Raw genomic sequence first — 17,973 nt, forward strand, 5'->3', positions numbered from 1 at the left:
GGTCAGGCCACCCGCTCGGCGGGTTCGGCCTCGAACAGCGCGGAAATCGTCAGCGCGCCGCCCGCGTCCGATATCGCCAGGATCGGGCAGGAATCCTCGGGCGCCTGCACCGGCATGCCCTCCTCCAATGACCCGACCACTGCGCAGGACAGCAAAGCGCCGTTCTGCAGCAGGCCCGATTGAGCGAGGTCGGGCAGCGCCGCTGCGGGAGCGACCAGCCGAACCGGGCCGACGCGCCGCAACAGGCTCAAAAAGGCTCCGGCTCCGAACGGGGCCATGAAATGAAGTTCCGCTCCCGAGAGCAGCGCGGCGAGGGGCCCTGCCACCAGGCCCGCGAATGTGCCGGGCGAGGCCAGTGAAACGATCGGCGCCGCGCCGCCGCCGTGGCGCGTCTCTCGAACGAGATCGAAGCCATGGCCGAGCAGAGCGCTCTGCTTGACGAAAGCCGCCGCGCCGTCGCGATCTATGGAGCCCAGCCGGTCGCCGAGCGTCCACCTCTCGGGCGCCGGGGAGGCCGGCCGAACCGCCGCCGCGAGAAGGCCCGCCGGAGAAAAATCCACCAGCCCCTCGGCGGGTTCTGGCGACAGCGAGCCGAGCAATCTCAACCCGGGCGCCCGAGCGGCGATATTCAGCAGAATTTCGGAAATATGATGCTCGCCCGTTTGCGCCGGCGCAATCAGCGCCTCGGCGGCGACGGTTCTCGCCGCTTTCGCCAGCGCATTCGGCGAAAAAAGCGCCGGCGCCAGGACAGGTTCGCAGCCGGCCGCGACAATGCCGGTGATGGCGGCGAGACTATGGCCGTGCGCAGGGCAGCACAGCAGGATGCGCGCGCCGGGCGCAAGGCCGAAGGCTCCGAGCCGTGCGGCGAAGGCCCTGGCCGTCTTTTCCAGATCGGAGAAGGCCATCGTCTCCTCCCCGTTCTCGCCGTGATCGCACAGCGCCGTTTTTTCGGGCCGCAGCCTCGCGGAGCCGAAAACCAGCGCGTCGATCCCGAACATGGTGAGCGGGTGCGTCCGCGCGAGGTCGTGGCTTTTTGCGGGGAGACCCGTGTCCTGCGTCACGGGGCCTCCTTCCACCATGTGTCGAGAGTCGCGTTGAAGATGGGCGTGGCGTAGCGCGGGAGGCGGTCGGGCCGTTTCAGATCCGAGCCATGCGCGATCCATTGGTTCCGGGAATGATAAAAGGGGACGATATAGAAGCCCGACAACAGCACCCGATCGAAGGCCCGAACGGCGGTCACGAAGTCGTCCCGGCTTTTCGCCGAGAGCAGGGCGACGATCATGGCGTCGATCGCCGGGGAAGAAGCGCCGGCGAGATTATAGGACGCTTCCTGCATCGCGCTCGCCGAGCCCCAGCGCATGCGCTGCTCGTTGCCGGGCGACGCCGAGGCGATCCATTGGCCTGGCATCATGTCGAAGTCGAACTTCTGCCTCCGCCGCTGATACTGCACCTCGTCCACGAGCCGCACGCGAGCGTCGACCCCGATGCGTCTCAGCGAGCCGGCGTAGTTGAGCGCCAGCCGCTCCTCGCTGCGGTCCTTGACCATGATCTCGAAGGCGACGGGAACGCCGTCCTTTTGCAGCACGTCGCCCTCGAGTCGGTAGCCGGCGTCGTTCAGCAGGGCGAGCGCCTTTTTGGCCATTTCGCGGTCGCGGCCGGTGCCGTCGCTGACGGGCGGGCGCCAGCGGCCTTCCATGACGTCTTCGCGCACGGCGCCGGGGAAAGGGGCCAGCAGGGCGCGTTCGCCGGCGCTGGCGGGGCGCCCGGAAGAGGAAAGCTCGGACTGGTCGAAGAAGCTCTTCGTGCGGGTATAGAGCCCCGCATAAAGATTGGCGTTGATCCATTCGAAGTCGAACATCATGCCCAGCGCCTCGCGCAGGCGTATGTCCTGGAACAGCGGGCGCCGCAGATTGAACGCCAGGCCCTCCATGCCCTTGGGGCTGTCGTTGTGCAGTTCCTCCCGCACGACCTTGCCGTCACGGGCGGCGGGGAAATCATAGCCGCCGGCCCAGCGGGTCGTGCTGGTTTCCTCGCGATAGTCGACCAGTCCAGCCTTGAAGGCCTCGAACAGGGCGTTGCCGTCGCGGAAATATTCGATGTCGATCTCGTCGAAATTGTAAAGGCCGCGCTGGCTCGGAACGTCCCGGCCCCAATAGTTCGGATCGCGCCGCAGGAGGAGGCTGGCCCCCGGCTTGACCTCGGCGACCACATAGGGGCCCGAGCCGAGCGGTTTCGCCAGGGTCGCCTCCTGAAAACGATCGACGTCGATCGCATGTTTCGGCAGCACCGGCATCAGCGCGAGAATGAGCGGCAGTTCGCGATCGCCGACGCCGGAAATATCGTAGCGGACGGTCGATCCGTCGGGGGCGTCGATGGATTTGACGAGGGAATAGGCGATGCGCTGCTGAGGACGGCCTTTGGTCTTGAGGAGATCGAAAGTGAAAAGCACATCCGCCGAGGTCAAAGGCGCGCCGTCCGAGAAATGCGCGCGCGGATCGAGATGAAAGACGACGCGCGTGCGCGCCGGATCGACCTCTACGGATTTTGCGATCAAGGGATAGAAGGTGAAAGCTTCGTCCTGGGAGCGCGCCATCAGGGTCTGGAAGACATTGCCGACCAGGCCCTGCGCGGTCGATCCCGCCTTGACGTTGAAGGGATTGAGGCTGTCGAACGCCCCGGCGAGCCCGACGCGCAGCCGGCCCCCTTTTTTTGCGGCCGGATCGGCGTAAGGGAAATGATCGAAATCGGGCGGAAGCGCCGGCTCGCCATGCATCGCGACGCCGTGGGTCGGCTCCTGCGCCGCGATCCGGCGCGGTTGGGCCGGAGGCGTCTCCGCCCTGCCGGCGAAAGGCGAAAGAACGGCCAGGGCGACCGTCATGACGACGACCGGCCCCGTTGCGCGCGCCAGCATGAAGCGTCGAATCATTTCTTTCGTCATCCCTCGACCATATTCCATGCGCGCGGCGCATAAAGCTTTGCGCCGGGCCGCGGCCGGTTTTTTCTCTTTGGCGGGGGATAGCGGCGGTTTTTTTCCGAAGTTCGAGCGAAACCTTGGAGTTCGGCGGCTACCGTCTGGAATTTGCCTTGCCGACCATGTAAGAGCGGTCCCGTGAGCTTGTCTCCGGACCGTGAGGGAAGGTGGTGGTTCGGCGCGCGCCGAAATTGCGCAGGCGTTCTTCTGCGGCAATTTCGACGAAAATCCATTCCGCGCACAGCTTGCCGATCGCGCGGGCAGCGCATCGCCGGACGAATTTGGTCGCCATCCACGGCGCCGCGGCTTCCAGCCGTCCGCCGGGGATGCCGTGATGCAAACTAGAAGACAGTCGAAAGGGACTCCGATGTCGAAGAATTTCGTGCGGTTCGGCGCTTTCGCCGCCGCTCTGCTGGCCGGCGGGCCGGTTCTCGCCCAGCAGGCCCAGACGCCGGCGCCCGCCGCCGGGGCGGCCCAGCAACAGCAGGGGCAACAGCCGCAGGGACCGGTCAAGGCCGACCTCGTGCCGGTCCAGCCCGACTGGACCAAGGTCTGCGGCAGCGACCCCCAGACCAAGAAGGAAGTTTGCTACACCACGCGCGACTTCGGCATCCAGGCCGACCAGCCCATTCTGGCGCTCGCCGTATATGACCCCAAGGGCGCGGATCAGAGGATCGTCCGCCTCCTGCTGCCGCCGGGCCTGTTGCTGAAGCCGGGCTTCCGCTTCGCCGTGGACAAGAACCCGCAGGAAGCCGGCGCCTTCGAGATCTGCTTCCCCAACGGCTGCTTCGCGGAAGCCAAGGTCAAGCCCGCGGTCGTCGACGGCATGAAGAAGGGCGACAAGCTCACCGTCATCGTCAAGAACCAGGTCAACAACGAAGTGACCTTCCTTCTGCCGCTGTCGGGTTTCGGCAAGTCCTTCGACGGCCCGGCGGTCGACCCCAAGGTCCTGGAAGAGCAGCAGAAGAAGCTCCAGGACGAACTGCAGAAGAAGGCCGAGGAAGAGCGCAAGAAGCTGGAGAGCAAGAACGGCTCTTCGGCGGCTCCGGCTCCCGCCGCGGCGAAACCCGCCGGGAAGTAATCTCGCCAAATCGCCCCTCGTGCTTCGAGACGCCTGCTTCGCAGGCTCCTCGGCATGAGGGGCTTTTCTTCTCTTGTCGGCTGCTCAGGCCCCATCCCGGCAAGTGGGCCTGGCGCGCATCCCGCAAGAGGAGGCCCGTCTCATACGGCTTCCGCGAGATCGCTTCGCGATCCGCAGAAGCGACCGCCGCAAAAATCACCGATCGGCATCGATGTGTGCGGCGAACGAATAGGAAATGCCGCTCCAGTCGAGCGGATTTCGTATCGGAGATTGGTCGCAGACTGAACGCCCGGAGTTGTCGCGGGCGTTTTTTGCGCGGCGTTCATATAGGCTTGATGCCTGCTGTCGCGTGAAGAAATTCACGGCGCAACGTCGATCGCTTCACCGCAACCTTATGATGCCGGAGCGACATCTCATCGACGGGATGGCGCCCATCCGGTTCCGAAAATCAGTGAAGGCAGGGCGATCGGGTGATGGGCTATTACCCTACCCTCGAGGGGGAGGGGCGCCGCGAAGCGGCGGGGTGGGGTGGTTTTCCGCCCTATTTTGCGCCTTTTACCCCCCCACCCGGTCGGCTTCGCCGCCAAGGGGAGGTATTCGCCCCGCATCGAAAGGTTCCGTCCTTCACTCCGAATGCCCTGTCAGTGAAGGTTGGCCGTCTTGACCCGGTAGCCGCCGTCGTCGGAGCGGATGAAAGTTTCGTCGACCTGGGGATGGCGCACCGGGTCTCCCGAAGTGTCGGCCACCAGATTCTGCTCCGAGACATAAGCCAGATATTCGGTGTCGGCGTTTTCCGCGAAGAGGTGATAGAAGGGCTGGTCCTTGCGCGGCCGGACTTCCTCGGGGATGGACAGCCACCACTCCTCGGTGTTCGAGAATTCGGGGTCGACATCATAGATCACGCCGCGAAAGGGATAGACGCGGTGCTTGACGACCTGGCCGATCGTGAATTTTGCGACGCTCTCTCTGGGCATTACTCTCGACGCCGTTAACTGACTATTACTGCATCAAATTGGTAACCCGCGCCGCGCAAGTCGTCAATCAGCGCATGACAGCCCTTGGTCCGAGGCCGCCTCCGAAGCGCTTTTTCAGCGGGTCGCGCCCGGCTTCCAGAGAACGTCGCCTTTTTCCCGGTTTACGTACCGGGACGCCACAAAAAGGAAATCGGACAGGCGATTGACGTAGGCGAGGGCGGCAGGCTCGACGAACTCGCCTTCCATATTGGCGAGCGTCACCATCACCCGCTCGGCGCGCCGGGCTATGGTGCGCGCCAGATGAAGATGCGCCGCCGCGGCGGTCCCGCCCGGAAGCACGAAAGACTTGAGCGGCGCGAGCGGCCGGTTCAATTCGTCGATCTCGCGCTCGATCCGGTCGATCTGAGATTGCACGATCGAAAGCTTCGCTCCCGGTTCGGCAGGCTCTTTCGCCGGCGTGGCGAGTTCCGCCCCGAGGTCGAACAACTCGTTTTGAATGCGCTCCAGCATCGCGTCGAGACCCCGGTCTTGCGGCTCGACGGCGAGTCGGGCGAGCCCGATGGCGGCGTTGGTTTCGTCGACGGCGCCGTAGGCCTCGACGCGAATGTCGTCCTTGCGCCGCCGCGCGCCGCCGATGAGGGAGGTCGCGCCTGCGTCGCCGCCGCGCGTGTAGATTTTATCGAGACGGACCATTTTCGTCTTTCCGGCCGGAGTTTTTTGATTTTTGGGACTGGCCGTTTTTCCGGTCGATCGACCGCAATCGGCGCTAATGGCGGAAGTAGAGGATGCCCATGACGATGAGCAGCGCCAGGAACTGCAATCCGACGCGCCAGCGCATCAGAATCTGGGATCTCTCCAGGCTGCCGCCGCGAATCATATTCACGACGCCCGCGATCAGCACCAGCGCCACGGCCGCCAGCGCGCCGATCAGGAGAATATTGGAAAACTGCATCATTGAGGCGCCCTCGCCGGGGAAAAATGCTCGCTCGTGAGTACTGCGCCGGCGGTCGGGCCGCAACACCGAAAGGGCGCCCCTCGATGTCGCAGCGAAGCAGAGCCCGAGAAACGGTCGGTTTCTGGCGAGGGGCCGACTTCAGTCGCCGCGCGCGCCATAGGCCCGGCTCTTGCTTTATCGCTTTGGCGACCTCGGCGCCGCCGAACTATTGGTTCAAATTGTGACGCTCGTGTGTCGCCTTGAGATCAGTTGGAACAGTTTTAATCTACAGTCTGGAATATATCCAATATACGTAGATTCAAATTGGCCAAATCTGTGGCCGTGCTATGAATTGATTATAGTATCTATTAAAGGATAACTGTGATGGTTCTTAGGTATGCCCATATGGCGGGCGTCGGCTGGCGCGCGTTGGCTATGACGATGGTTTTGGGAGTCCTGATCAATTCGGCCCCCGGCCATGCCGCCGATCTCGCGGAGCCGCCCGTCTTCAAGAGTTCCGGCGGCGTTCTCGACATCATGGTGATCGCACAGGCGACGCCGGTGAGTTCGCTCGACATTTCAGGGCCCCAGCCGGTGGGCTGGATCTATACGGTCTGCCCGAGACCCGCCCCCGGAACGACTTGTCCTGCAAACGCCGATACGGTCAGCCCCTATGGCGGGGTGCGGCTTGCTCTCCAGCCGGGCGACAGGCTGAAAATCAGATTCGTGAACAACCTGCCGTCCGTGCCGCCGGACTCGCTCGACCGCATCCACGACGATCCGCTGCTCGCGCTCAATCCCTCCAATCTGCATACGCACGGCCTGATCGTCGCGCCCGCGCCCAACTCCGCGCCGCCGCCCCGCGTGCCGGTTTATGGAGACTTCATCTTCACCAGCGTGTTCAATCCGGCCAATGGCAATCCGGCGGCCTACGATCCCGGCGCTTTCACCAAGATTCATGCCCATGGCGACGTGGTCTCGACCGGCGCGGTCGATTACGACATCCAGATTCCCGCCAATCATCCGTCGGGGGCCTATTGGTTCCATCCGCACATGCATGGGCTGGCGTTGAACCAGCTCTCGGCGGGCCTCTCGGGCATCATAAGCATCGGCAATGTCGCGAATTACGCCTGCGCCGACGAGTCGTGCCGCCATCCCGTGCCGGAGTCGGCGGTTCGCCACCTGATCCTGAAGGATATGCAGGTGCTGGCGGACAACACCGGATTCTTTCAGGAGGACCCCGATTTCTGCGCCAATCAGGCGTCCGACGCGCCGCTCGGCGAAGGCGTGTGCCCGGGAGACCCTTCCGCCTATGCCGGCGGCCAATGGTTCTTCACCCTCAATGGCCAGCGTTATCCCAAAATCCCTGTCGCGACCGCCGATGGCGAAGTCTGGAGATTCACCAACGCTTCCGGCAGCGCCAGTTATGATCTGCGTCTTATCGACGACCAGACCCAACTGCCCATGGCGGTTCAGATTCTATCCATCGACGGAGTTGCGCTCAGTTTTCCTTCGGGCGCGACAGCCGACCAGATGGTCGAGATCGGCGGCAATCGCCTCAGGCTGGCGCCCTGCGGCGCGGCGAGTGGGGCGGCGCCGGGAGCGCTATCGGCGGTGAGCGTAGCCCCCGCTTTGTCGCCTTTTTCGGCCGCCCCGGTCTGTGCGACCGAGATCGTGATGATGCCGGCGACCAGAGTGGAAACCTATGTCGTCTACCGTGACGCTCGCAACAGAATCGCGTCGGCGCCGGAAAAAGCGACCGCCACTCTGCTCTCGGCCGGAATAAGCACGGGGCCCGGCGGCGACAGCTGGCCGGCGGTGAAACTCGCGAAAGTGGTCTTTCCGAAAGGCCGGTCGCAGGCGGTCTCGGAGGCGCTCCATCTGAAGGCGCAACCTTCGCCGGAGACGGTGTCGGCTCCGCTCGCGAGCGCTGCGGTCCTGCGTGGGCCGTCCTTCTCCTGCCAGCCGCTGGCCGCAGGACATCATCGCCGGATCTATTTCGGCAATCCCAATGTCCCCGACGGAACGGGCCCGGGCTCGGATCAATATGGCGAGGCCATTTTCGGCCTCGGCTATGAGGAGATCGACGAGCACGGCCAGCCCGTTCCGAACACTTTCCAGGACTTCAAACGATTCGATCCCGCCGATACTCTCTGTGTCAGGATCAACCCCGGCGAGACCTCGGTCACGGAAACCTGGGAGCTGTATAACCTCGCGACCGAGCTGCACAACTTTCATATCCACCAGACCAAGTTCCGCAGAATCGATCCTGCGGCGACGATGGACGGGCCCTTGAACCCGGCAAGCAGGCATGCGGGCGTCTGGGAAGATACTGTTCCGCTCCCGGTGGCTGAACCGGGGCCCGGTTCGCAGCCGGCGCTCGATCCCGAGGCGACTTCCTGCACGATCGCGGATTTCAAGGCGGGTCGTTGCACGGCGACGCCGATCTATGTGAGCATCCCCTTCACGCAACCTGGGACGTTTGTCTTTCACTGTCATATTCTCGAGCACGAGGATGGCGGAATGATGCGGGCCGTCCGGGTTGCGCCGGCTTCCAACTGACGCGAACCACAGCAGGGAGGCGAGCGTGTTGCGTCTTTTTCCGGCCCTGGCGGTCATTGCGCTCGCCGTGGTCGCTCTTTACCAAAGGAATCAGGCGTCGCTACGCCTGCGCGGCGAACCGACGGTCGCCGATCTGCAGATCGCTTACGATGCGGAGGTTTCGAGCGGCGAGGACGCACTGCACGACAAAAATCTGAAAATCGTCGGGGCGCAATGCGCCGCCGAGAGCGGCGAGGCGTTTTCCTGCCAGGTCGGTTTCGTCAAGACGGACGAGGAATCCGAGCGGATCTATCTCGACGCCGCTCTCGTTCAACGTAAGAACGAGGGCGGCTGGAAGCTGTTGCGTGGTCTGTGCCGCCGGCTGCTGTAGTTCCCCGACTAAAGCTTGCGGCGCAGCGGTTCCTCCAAAAGCGCGAAGCGGCCGGGATAAGGACACGCCCGCTCCACACCGCGGGTTCGGGCCGACACGTTGGCCCGAATTGAATTGTATGGGCGGTCGGATCTCGCGCCAGATCGAGCATATGATGCGGCTTCCGAGAAATCGCTGCGCGATCCGCAGAAGCGACCGCCGCAAAAATCACCGATCGGCACAGATTTTTGCGCGAACGAATACGAAACGCCGCTCCAATCGAGCGGATTTCGGATGAGGCGCATCGACCGCAAAAGCCGGGCGGCTCTCGCGTTCATTGGGTTTAGAGCGCGCTCGGTTCAAACGCAGTCGAACGCGCTCCAAACCTCATTGACGGAGCATGTTCTTTTCCAAAAGCCGCTTCGCAGTTTTGGGAACATGCTCTAGCGGCGTTCGGCCTGCATCAGGACGTCGTGCAGCCGGGACTTGATGGTTCGCCAATTGGGGGGCGGCAGCCGTTCCTCGCGGCAGCGACGGCCGATTTCCTGGACCAGTTCGCTGAATTTCGGCCGCAGAGGCCTCAGGTAGAACGAACGAATGGCGTCGTGAATCAGGAACTCCCGCTTGGGATCCAGAACCCGGGCCCCTTTGGGGCGGCCCACAGGCCTGGTCGAAGGAGCGATCACCGCGCCGCACGTCCGGAAAGTCTTGATCATGCGGTATGCGGTGGCGCGGCTGACGCCCAGATCCTTCTTCAACTCCTCAATGGCCTGCTGGGAGAGCTTGCCCTCATTACGCCCTAGCAAAGCGCGAACGGCTGCTTCGCGCTTTTGCTGGAGCTGAACACGGGGATTGGAGAGATCGTTTTCGCGCATCTTTGATATTACTTGCCTGAGGTTATCGATGTAGTTGAGGCGCAAACGCCTCAGCCGAGGAACGACCAGACGCCAATGCCGATGCTCTCAGGAAAGCAGCTCGGCAATTTCATTTACGCCGAGCGGTTTTCTCTCATGATTTCAATGCACAACACAATGGCCAATTTTGCGGTCCGGCGCCCCCTCCTTTGGCGTAAAGGAACAGAGTCTCACTCCCCGCAATTTCCTCGATTTTCGATGCGGTGCACAATTCCTTGTAATTACACCGTGTTTAAATGAACGCCTGGAATTCGAATAGTTCAAAATCGCGAGTTTGCTGCAAAAGGAGTGACCAATACATAGGCTGCTACATTTTGTCGCGCCATTAAGTAAGCAGCAGTCGCTCTTTGTCGGCGCCTCTTTACGAGGCCGGCGCGACGCCCCTGCGGAGGCAATCGCGCCTCGCCGCCGGAGGGCTGCGCAGAGGCCCAAAATCCGGCGGTTGGCCGCAGCAGAGGAGGGCGAGCCCGGGCGATCAGCCGGACAGCGCGGCCTTCACCAGGGCGCTCGCCTTGGCGAAATCCATCCGGCCGGTATATTTGGCCTTGAGCGCGGCCACCACCTTGCCCATGTCCTTGATCGAGGCCGCGCCGGTTTCGGCGATCGCCGCCTTGACGGCTTCGGCCGCCTCGGCCTCGTCCAACTGCGTCGGCAGATAGCCGGAAATGACCGCGATTTCGCCGCGTTCTTTTTCGGCGAGATCGGGGCGGTTGTTCTTTTCGTAGATGTCGAGCGATTCCTGGCGGCTTTTGATCATCTTCTGCAAAAGCGCGAGGATGTCTTCCTCGGTGAGGGACTTTCCGGCGCCGCGCGCCTCGATGTCCTTGTCCTTGAGGGCGGCGTTTATGAGCCTGAGCGCGTCCACCTTCTGGCGGTTGCCGGCCTTCATCGCCTCCTTGAGGTCGGTTGTTAACTTCTCACGCATTCCGTTTCCCCTTCGGCGACAAATATATTAGACGTGGGCTGCGGCTCTCCAACGCGCATCGTCGCAAAAGCCGACAGGCTTATGCGAGTAAGGTGCGCTCAAATTGTCAATCTTGCGCGATTTCGTTTCGCCCGCATGATTCATGCGGTTCGAAAGCGCGCCGGGACCGCGATGACGGGCATAGAGCGGACATGAGCGTGGATCAAGACAAAGCGGGCGGCTGGGCGGCTCCTTTGCATACGGGTTTGCTGGTTCTGGCCTCGGGCGAGATCGTCAAGGGCTTTGGCGTGGGCGCCACGGGAGCAGCGACGGGCGAGGTTTGCTTCAACACGGCGATGACCGGATATGAGGAAATCCTTACCGATCCCTCCTATTCGGGTCAGATCGTGACCTTCACCTTTCCACACGTCGGAAATGTGGGCGCGAACGACGAGGACATCGAGACGGTCGACCTCGGGAAAAGCGCCGGGGCGCTGGGGGCGATCTTCGCTGCGCCGGTCACCGGCCCCTCCAGCCACCGCGCCCAGCAACATCTCGCCGACTGGCTGGTCGCGAGGGGCGTCATCGGGCTTTATGGAATCGACACCCGCGCGCTGACCGCCCTGATCCGTGAAAAAGGGATGCCCAATGCGGTCGTCGCCCATTCGCCGGATGGAAAATTCGACGTCGAGGCCCTGCTGGCCCAGGCGAGGGCCTGGCCCGGGATCGACGGCATGGATCTCGTGCCCGGAGTCGGAACCAAAGAGCGTTACGACTGGAGCCAGACCTGTTGGCGTCTCGGCTCCGGCTTCGGCGAGAGGCGCGCTCCGGCGAAATTCAGGGTCGTAGCGATAGATTACGGCGTAAAGCGCAACATCCTGCGGCTTCTCGCCGAGGCGGGCTGCGAGGTTCTGGTCGCGCCCGCAACCGCGAGCGCCCGCGAAATCCTCGCGCTCGAGCCCGACGGCGTGTTCCTGTCCAACGGGCCCGGCGATCCGGCCGAGACCGGCAAATATGCCGTTCCGGTGATCCGAGAGCTGTTGGAGCGCAGGGTGCCTGTGTTCGGCATTTGCCTCGGCCATCAGATGATGGCTCTGGCCGTCGGCGCCAAAACCGAAAAAATGCCGCAGGGCCACCACGGAGCCAACCATCCGGTCAAGGATTTCACCACCGGCAAGGTGGAGATCGTCTCGATGAACCACGGCTTCGCGGTCAACCGCGAGACCCTGCCGGCCAACGCCAAAGAAACCCATCGTTCGCTGTTCGACGGCTCCAATTGCGGCATCGCGCTCACCGACCGGCCCGCCTTTTCGGTGCAGCATCACCCGGAAGCCTCGCCGGGCCCGCAGGACAGCCATTACCTGTTCACGCGCTTTGTCGACATGATGGCCAAAGCAAAAGCTGCGTAAGAGAACGCCCGATAAAGCAAGAGGCCGCCCCGAAAGGGCGGCCTCTTCAGTTTATCTCCCTAAATTCTCGCTGCTCTGAATGCCTGCGGCGTATTGTCGCAAAAGCAGATATGCTTTTGCTGAAGACATGCGCTTCAACCCTGTGATCTGGAGCGATTTCTTATCAACCGGATGATTCCATCCGGTCGGAAACGCTCCGGTCGCGCAAACAAAGTCACCGGCTTCGGGCGGCGCCGCAGTCCTGCGGGGGGGCTGGCCTCTCCGGCGGGATCGGCGGCGCCTTCCTGATAAACTTTGGCTAGATCCGAGGAGCATCAATCCTTGATGTATTTGGCTCCATGCTCGGCGCAGCCGCACTTCTCGAAGCAGGCGGCGGATTCCTGCTTGAGCTTGCCGATGTCAGCGCCGTAATGCTGCTTGCCGCTGGTATATCCGTCTTCGCACTTCTCGGAGCAGGCGGTCTGCTTGTCGGTATCGCGATCGCCCTTGTGGGTGTCGCATTCCGCGAAGGCGGAGCCGGTCATGCTGGCGAACATCGCAGCGGCGGCGATCAGGGCAAGGTGCTTCATCTTGTTTCTCTCCTGTGTGGTGTCGTTTTACTTTTTCAAGCCGGTAAGTCAGCCTGTGCTTGAGCTGCGGCGCAGACAATCAGAAAATCGGATTGCCCGCATTCCGCACCCCTACGCATCTCTCTAAGCTATGGCAGATCAGTTTTGAAGGGGGGATTCGTCATATCCGGGCGCCGCCCTCTCCGACCCGGTTGCAGCTAGGCAGCCCCTTCCCGAGCTGCTGGGATCGGCTGATCGCGGCTCGCCGACGCGCTACATTCACCATGATTCGTTCAGCGCGCCTTCCGACCGGAGGGACACGCCCGATCGACGACAAATCGCGTCATTTGAAAATGTGGGACGAATTCCTCGAAAAAGCCCGTCGGCTTTTTGGGAATTCGCGAGGAGCGCTACTGCTCGATGGAGCCGGACGCGCCCCCGACGTCAATGGAGCATGTTCATTCCGAAAAACCGCTTCGTACTTTTTGGGAACATGCCTTAAGGAGCCCCGATGACCTACTTCGCGCCGCTCGACGATATGGTTTTCGCTCTTTTGCAAGCCGCAGGCGACGGCGCTTTCGAGGAGGGCGGCCTTTATGGCGATCTCGGCGACGGCGTCGCGGAATCGACGCTCGCAGAGGCCGCGAAATTCGCGGAGCAGGCGCTGCATCCGCTCGACAGGGTCGGGGACCGGATCGGGGCGCGATTTTCCGAAGGAGCCGTTATTTGCCCGCCGGGCTGGCGCGAAGCCTATTCCCGGTGGCGAGACGGGGGGTGGAACGCGCTCGCGGCCTCGCCGGAGTTCGGCGGGCTGGGCCTGCCGGCGCTGCTCAACGCCGCCTGCACCGAGATCTGGAACGGGGCCAATATGGCTTTCGCCCTCTGCCCGCTGCTCGGCCAGGGGGCGATAGAAGCCCTCGAAGCCCATGCGAGCGAAGAGCTCAAGCGGGTCTATCTCGCCCGGGTCGTTTCCGGCGAATGGACCGCGACGATGAATCTGACCGAGCCTCAGGCGGGCTCCGATCTTTCTCTCGTGAGGACGCGCGCCGAGCGCAGTCCGGACGGCGCTTACAGGCTGAAGGGCCAGAAGATCTTCATCACTTATGGCGAGCACGACCTCGCCGGGAATATCGTGCATCTGGTTTTGGCCCGGCTTCCCGACGCCCCGGAGGGGACGCGAGGCCTCTCCCTGTTTCTGGCGCCCAAATTCCTGCCGGGCGGCGACGGCCGCTTCACGCTTCGCAACGACCTGCGCTGCGCCGGCCTCGAGCATAAGCTCGGGATTCACGGTTCCCCCACCTGCACCATGATCTATGGCGACTCCGGCGGCGCGACGGCCTGGCTCGTCGGCGAAGAAAACAAAGGCCTCGCCTGCATGTTCACCATGATGAACAGCGCGAGGCTGGCCGTCGGGCTTCAGGGCGTGGGGCTCGCCGAGCGAGCGACCCAGACCGCGCTCGCCTATGCCCGGGAGCGCCGCCAGGGGAGGAGCGGCGCGGATCAGGGTCGATCCGCCGAGCGCATCGTCGAGCACCCCGACGTCATGCGCATGGCCCTGACCATGCAGGTTCTGACTCAGGCCGCCCGCGCCATCTGCTATGAGACCGCGGCCTCGATCGACCGCGCCCGCCGCGAGCGCGACCCGGTTCGCGCCGGCGAGGCCGACGAACGCGCCGCTCTGCTCACGCCCGTGGCCAAGGGCTTCTCCACCGACATCGCCAACGAGACCGCATCCCTCGGGGTCCAGATATTCGGCGGGATGGGCTTCATCGAGGAGACGGGCGCGGCGCAGCTCATGCGCGACGCCCGCATTCTGCCGATCTATGAAGGAACCAACGGCATACAGGCCATCGACCTCGTCGGCAGGAAGCTGCGTCTCGGCGGCGGCGGCGCGCTGCGGCGGGAGATCGCCGATATGTATTCCGTCGTCGAGGCGGCGGGCGGTTTCGCCGCGTCCGGCGTCGTGCGGGAGGCGGTGGCGGCGTTGGAAGCGGCGAGCCGTTCCCTGCTCGAGGCCGATACATCGAAAGCCCTGGCGGGCGCTACGCCCTATTTGAGGCTTTTCGCTCTGGCCCGCGGCGCGACCCTGCTCATGAAAGGCGCGCTTTCGGGTGATCCGAGACGCGTCGCGCTGGCTCGCTTTTTTGCAGACAATGTCGCAGTGGCCGCGCCTTCCCTGGCTCGGGTCGTCGTCGACGGGGCGCCGTCGCTTCTGGAAGCCGGAGGCACGCTGCTCTGACCGGCCTTATTGGGGGCCGGCCGGGCCCGGCGTCTGGTTGGCGGCTTCCTCCTTGGCGACGATCTCCACCTCCGCATCCTTGGTGGACTGCACCTTGAATGTGTTCTGATAGGTTTTGCCGTCGTGGCGGGCGATGGCGACATATTCGCCCTCCGCCAGCACCGCCGAGGGAAAGGCGCCGATAAGCTCGCGAATGACGTCGCCGCCCGGCGTCAGCACCGAAAAAGACGTATTGGCCAGCGCCTCGCCGCCCGGGGCATTCACCAGCTTGAGGGTCATGGTGGCGGCGTGATGCCTCAAGGTCGCCTCGATCAGCTTGCCGGCGGGAATCCTCAAGTCCGCGGTGACGACGGAGTTGGTCGCGTTGCTGGCGCCCTGAGCCCCTTGCGTGGTGTCGAGCAGCGTTGAAACGATGTGATAGGAGCCTTCGGGCAGGGCGATGATCTCTCCGCCGCGCGCATTGGCGAGCACGAGCTTCGCTTCGGAATTCCCGCGCTCGGGCACATAGATCGAGATGGACAGGCGTTGAGGCGGGATTGCGGCCTCGCCGAGCACGTCGACGAGCTTCAGCCCTCCGGCGTTGAGAACGACGCGCTCGGAAATCGTGTGGCCTTCGATGGTCACGCGTCGGGTCGCGCCGGTGAGGCCGTACGCGGCATGGACGACATAGGCCCCGTCGGGCAAAGCTATGGTAGGCGCGGCTTCGCTGGATTCGGCGACGAGCTTGTGCTTGCCGTCCGCCTCCACCCTTTCGTTGAAAATGCGCCACACGATCCCGGATTTGACCCCTTGCTGGTCCGCCGGAGACAAGGCGGCGGACAGGCGGACGGCCCCAGTGGGAGCGGGTTCTTTTTCCGCCGGCGCCGACGGCTGGGCGGCGGCCTTGGGAGGATGGGCGCTTCTCGGGGCGAGTTGCGCCGCGGCGGGCGGCGCCGAAACGATAGCGGCCGCCAGTAGCAGGCCGAGGTTGCTAGCTCGCATCATGCGGCAAGCTATGACCCGGATTGGGGCGGTTTGTCGACGGGTCTGCGGGCGGGGCCGGTCCGAAAGTCTCGTTGATGATCGGAATGTCCTTCGGCCGCCTCGTCGCCGCGCCCGTAAAGCCGTCGCGGCGCGCCGCGAGGAGACGCTCCCGGCCGGCCTCGTGGTCGCCGCCCTCGCAGAAAATCTCGATAGCTGGAACACCGGCGGCGGCGGCGGCCAGGATCGTCAGGCTGCGCGCCGTTGCGACCGGAGGCGACGCGGGATCGACCGCCAACGCCCGCGCCAGGGCCGAGGGGTCGAATGCGAGGACCTCGAGCCTCCGGGAGCAGCCGGCGTAGCCGCCGAGCAGGAAAACCGCGGCGGGACTTTGCGCCGCGATTGCGGCGATTGCGGTTGCGCCGTCCGCGAGGCCGTTCTCCGCTTCGAAAACGGCGAGCTTCGCCCCGAGGCGCTGGACGCCGGCGGCGCCCTCGGCCGAATCCAGAAAAATCCCGTCTGGCGGAGCCCCGCCGAGCCGGGAGAGCGCGGCGTCGAAGCCGCCTCCATCGAGCGGGCCCGGCCGGACATATGTCGCCGGCCGGCGCTTCGCGCTTCGCGCGAGCCGAAGAAAGGAGATCGCATTCCGCCAGGCGGCGGCGTCGGCGGCGCGCAGATCCAGCATCACGGCGTCGGCGCCGCCGGAAAGGATTTCCTGCGCCTGCGGAAGCGGGTCTTCGGGAAGAATGAGGCAGGACCGCAAATCATCCTCGTCGGCTTCGCCTTCGCGCGAGGGCGACCGGCCCATTAAGCGCGAATTTACCATAAGCGACGATTATCTACAGCAGAATCCCGCTGAAGACTCAAAAGGGACGGGGCGTCGAATGATTGTGCGTAACTTCATGCAGTGGGCGCGAACCGCCGCCGCGGCGCAACGCGCGGAGGGCGCCGGCGCGCTGGCGCGCGCTTATCTCTATTCGCAGATGGACGAGCGCGAGCGCCGCGACGCCGAAATCGCGTTGATGTCTCTGCTCGACGATCCTTCGCCCCTGGTTCGGCGGGCGCTCTCGGATAATTTCGCCAGCGCGGCGGATGCGCCGCGTTCGCTGATTTCCGCCCTCGCGAGCGATCAGTCCGACATCGCGGCTCCCGTGCTCTCGCGCTCGCCCCTGCTCTCCGACGCCGAACTCATCGACTGCGCGGCGATCGGCGACGCCTACGCCCAGAGCGCGATCGCCCTGCGCGCGCGGGTGCCGATGGCCGTCGGCGCCGCCCTGGCCGAGGTCGGCGCCAGGGAGGCCGCGATTTCCCTTGCGGTGAATCCGGGCGCGGAACTCGCCGAATTCTCCATGCGCCGCATGATCGAACGATTCGGCGACGACGGCGAGATGCGCGAGGCCCTGTTGGCGCGTCCTTGGCTTCCCGCCGCGATCCGCAGCGAGCTCGTAGCCGCAACCGCGGCCAGCCTCACCGCTTTCGTGGTCGATTGCGCCTGGCTTTCGCCGGAGCGCGCGGAGCGGCTCTCGCGCGAGGCGCGCGACAAGGCCAATGTCGCCATCGTCGCCGACACCGCCCTGCGCGACGGGCGCAGCGGGGTCCGCGAGCTGGTGGCCTATCTGCGCGAATCGGGCCAGCTCACGCCGAGCCTCGTGCTTCGCGCCCTGCTGTCGGGAAATCGCGATCTGCTGGAGGCGGCCCTGGTCGAGCTTTCCGGATTGCGCGAGGATCGCGTCGCCGGGCATTTGCGCGAGTTTCGCGGGGCCGGATTCGCCGCCCTCTACGCCAAGGCCGGACTGCCGGCGAAGTTCCTGCCCGCCTTCAGGGCCGCCCTCGAGGCGCAGCGGGAATTCGGCGCGATGGAAGGCGGAGAGGCGCGCCTCTCTCTCGTGATGGTCGAGCGCGTGCTGACCGCCTGCGAGGAGCTCAACGGCGGCGAACTCGACCGGCTGATGGCCTTGCTGCGCCGATTCGAAGTGGAGGCCGCGCTCGAACAGGCCCGGGCGGAAGCGCCGCTTCTCTCCGCTCCCGCGGGCGAGGAATCCGTCTATGCGCCAGTGATAGACATGGACGCCCTGGAAGCCGCCATGGCCGAGGCGGCCTGATTTTCAGCCGGGCTCCGAGCGGGCCC

The 17,973-nt window shown here is 64.4% G+C and carries 17 protein-coding genes; 6 read left to right on the forward strand and 11 right to left on the reverse strand.

Annotated features, from left to right (window positions below; genetic code table 11):
• Positions 1–2: 2 nt before the first annotated feature.
• The 3 genes from H2LOC_RS18435 to H2LOC_RS18445 all read right to left on the reverse strand — a co-directional run bounded on the left by H2LOC_RS18435 (position 3) and on the right by H2LOC_RS18445 (position 3,263).
• The gene (locus H2LOC_RS18435; protein WP_162009801.1) at positions 3–1,061 is read right to left on the reverse strand and encodes an AMP-binding protein; all 1,059 of its coding nucleotides are present in this window, start codon (positions 1,059–1,061) and stop codon (positions 3–5) included.
• On the reverse strand, positions 1,058–2,878 hold the full coding sequence (locus H2LOC_RS18440) for an extracellular solute-binding protein (RefSeq protein WP_136497534.1): 1,821 nt from the start codon (positions 2,876–2,878) through the stop codon (positions 1,058–1,060). Before H2LOC_RS18440 ends, H2LOC_RS18435 begins: the two co-directional genes overlap by 4 nt.
• Positions 2,879–3,065: 187 nt before the next feature.
• Positions 3,066–3,263 (reverse strand): hypothetical protein, encoded by a 198-nt coding sequence (locus H2LOC_RS18445; RefSeq protein WP_136497259.1) that lies wholly within the window; start codon positions 3,261–3,263, stop codon positions 3,066–3,068.
• A 75-nt stretch (positions 3,264–3,338) separates the two neighbouring features.
• On the opposite strand from H2LOC_RS18445, the gene H2LOC_RS18450 reads away from it, so the two are divergent.
• Positions 3,339–4,052 (forward strand): invasion associated locus B family protein, encoded by a 714-nt coding sequence (locus H2LOC_RS18450; RefSeq protein ID WP_136497258.1) that lies wholly within the window; start codon positions 3,339–3,341, stop codon positions 4,050–4,052.
• 641 nt (positions 4,053–4,693) lie between these two features.
• On the opposite strand, the gene hspQ is transcribed toward H2LOC_RS18450, so the two are convergent.
• The 3 genes from hspQ to H2LOC_RS18465 all read right to left on the reverse strand — a co-directional run bounded on the left by hspQ (position 4,694) and on the right by H2LOC_RS18465 (position 5,981).
• Complete coding sequence (gene hspQ, locus H2LOC_RS18455) at positions 4,694–5,026, reverse strand: heat shock protein HspQ (protein WP_136497257.1); 333 nt, start codon at positions 5,024–5,026, stop codon at positions 4,694–4,696.
• Between the two features lie 114 nt (positions 5,027–5,140).
• Positions 5,141–5,719 carry a cob(I)yrinic acid a,c-diamide adenosyltransferase gene (locus H2LOC_RS18460; protein WP_136497256.1) on the reverse strand — a complete coding sequence of 193 codons (579 nt, stop codon included), beginning with the start codon at positions 5,717–5,719 and terminating at the stop codon, positions 5,141–5,143.
• 73 nt (positions 5,720–5,792) lie between these two features.
• Positions 5,793–5,981: a twin transmembrane helix small protein gene (locus H2LOC_RS18465; RefSeq protein WP_136497255.1), complete on the reverse strand. Its 189-nt coding sequence runs from the start codon at positions 5,979–5,981 to the stop codon at positions 5,793–5,795.
• Positions 5,982–6,344: 363 nt separating this feature from the next.
• On the opposite strand from H2LOC_RS18465, the gene H2LOC_RS18470 reads away from it, so the two are divergent.
• Positions 6,345–8,522: a multicopper oxidase domain-containing protein gene (locus H2LOC_RS18470; RefSeq protein WP_246206889.1), complete on the forward strand. Its 2,178-nt coding sequence runs from the start codon at positions 6,345–6,347 to the stop codon at positions 8,520–8,522.
• Positions 8,523–8,547: 25 nt separating this feature from the next.
• Positions 8,548–8,892 (forward strand): hypothetical protein, encoded by a 345-nt coding sequence (locus H2LOC_RS18475; protein WP_136497254.1) that lies wholly within the window; start codon positions 8,548–8,550, stop codon positions 8,890–8,892.
• Between the two features lie 422 nt (positions 8,893–9,314).
• On the opposite strand, the gene H2LOC_RS18480 is transcribed toward H2LOC_RS18475, so the two are convergent.
• Together H2LOC_RS18480 and H2LOC_RS18485 are read right to left on the reverse strand one after the other, a co-directional pair.
• Positions 9,315–9,746, reverse strand: coding sequence for a helix-turn-helix domain-containing protein (locus tag H2LOC_RS18480; RefSeq protein WP_136497253.1), 432 nt, complete (start codon positions 9,744–9,746; stop codon positions 9,315–9,317).
• 514 nt (positions 9,747–10,260) lie between these two features.
• Positions 10,261–10,710, reverse strand: a complete 450-nt coding sequence (locus H2LOC_RS18485) for a GatB/YqeY domain-containing protein (protein ID WP_136497252.1) — start codon at positions 10,708–10,710, stop codon at positions 10,261–10,263.
• Positions 10,711–10,901: 191 nt separating this feature from the next.
• Here H2LOC_RS18485 and carA point away from each other — a divergent pair, with 191 nt between their 5' ends.
• On the forward strand, positions 10,902–12,098 hold the full coding sequence (gene carA / locus H2LOC_RS18490; protein WP_136497251.1) for a glutamine-hydrolyzing carbamoyl-phosphate synthase small subunit: 1,197 nt from the start codon (positions 10,902–10,904) through the stop codon (positions 12,096–12,098).
• Positions 12,099–12,412: 314 nt separating this feature from the next.
• Here carA and H2LOC_RS18495 read toward each other — a convergent pair whose 3' ends face one another.
• Positions 12,413–12,667: a hypothetical protein gene (locus H2LOC_RS18495; protein ID WP_136497250.1), complete on the reverse strand. Its 255-nt coding sequence runs from the start codon at positions 12,665–12,667 to the stop codon at positions 12,413–12,415.
• A gap of 490 nt (positions 12,668–13,157) precedes the next feature.
• On the opposite strand from H2LOC_RS18495, the gene H2LOC_RS18500 reads away from it, so the two are divergent.
• Positions 13,158–14,885 carry an acyl-CoA dehydrogenase family protein gene (locus tag H2LOC_RS18500; RefSeq protein WP_136497249.1) on the forward strand — a complete coding sequence of 576 codons (1,728 nt, stop codon included), beginning with the start codon at positions 13,158–13,160 and terminating at the stop codon, positions 14,883–14,885.
• A gap of 6 nt (positions 14,886–14,891) precedes the next feature.
• Here H2LOC_RS18500 and H2LOC_RS18505 read toward each other — a convergent pair whose 3' ends face one another.
• Both H2LOC_RS18505 and H2LOC_RS18510 read right to left on the reverse strand, forming a co-directional pair.
• A complete protein-coding gene (locus H2LOC_RS18505) occupies positions 14,892–15,869 on the reverse strand; it encodes a hypothetical protein (protein ID WP_136497248.1) in 978 nt (325 codons plus the stop codon).
• Positions 15,856–16,653 carry an aldolase/citrate lyase family protein gene (locus tag H2LOC_RS18510; RefSeq protein ID WP_162009802.1) on the reverse strand — a complete coding sequence of 266 codons (798 nt, stop codon included), beginning with the start codon at positions 16,651–16,653 and terminating at the stop codon, positions 15,856–15,858. The genes H2LOC_RS18505 and H2LOC_RS18510 overlap by 14 nt, the downstream gene beginning before the upstream one ends.
• 76 nt (positions 16,654–16,729) lie before the next feature.
• Between H2LOC_RS18510 and H2LOC_RS18515 the strand changes: the two genes are divergently transcribed.
• Positions 16,730–17,947 (forward strand): DUF2336 domain-containing protein, encoded by a 1,218-nt coding sequence (locus tag H2LOC_RS18515; RefSeq protein WP_136497246.1) that lies wholly within the window; start codon positions 16,730–16,732, stop codon positions 17,945–17,947.
• Positions 17,948–17,973 lie beyond the last annotated feature (26 nt).

The sequence above is a fragment of the Methylocystis heyeri genome (assembly GCF_004802635.2).
Lineage (GTDB): Bacteria > Pseudomonadota > Alphaproteobacteria > Rhizobiales > Beijerinckiaceae > Methylocystis > Methylocystis heyeri.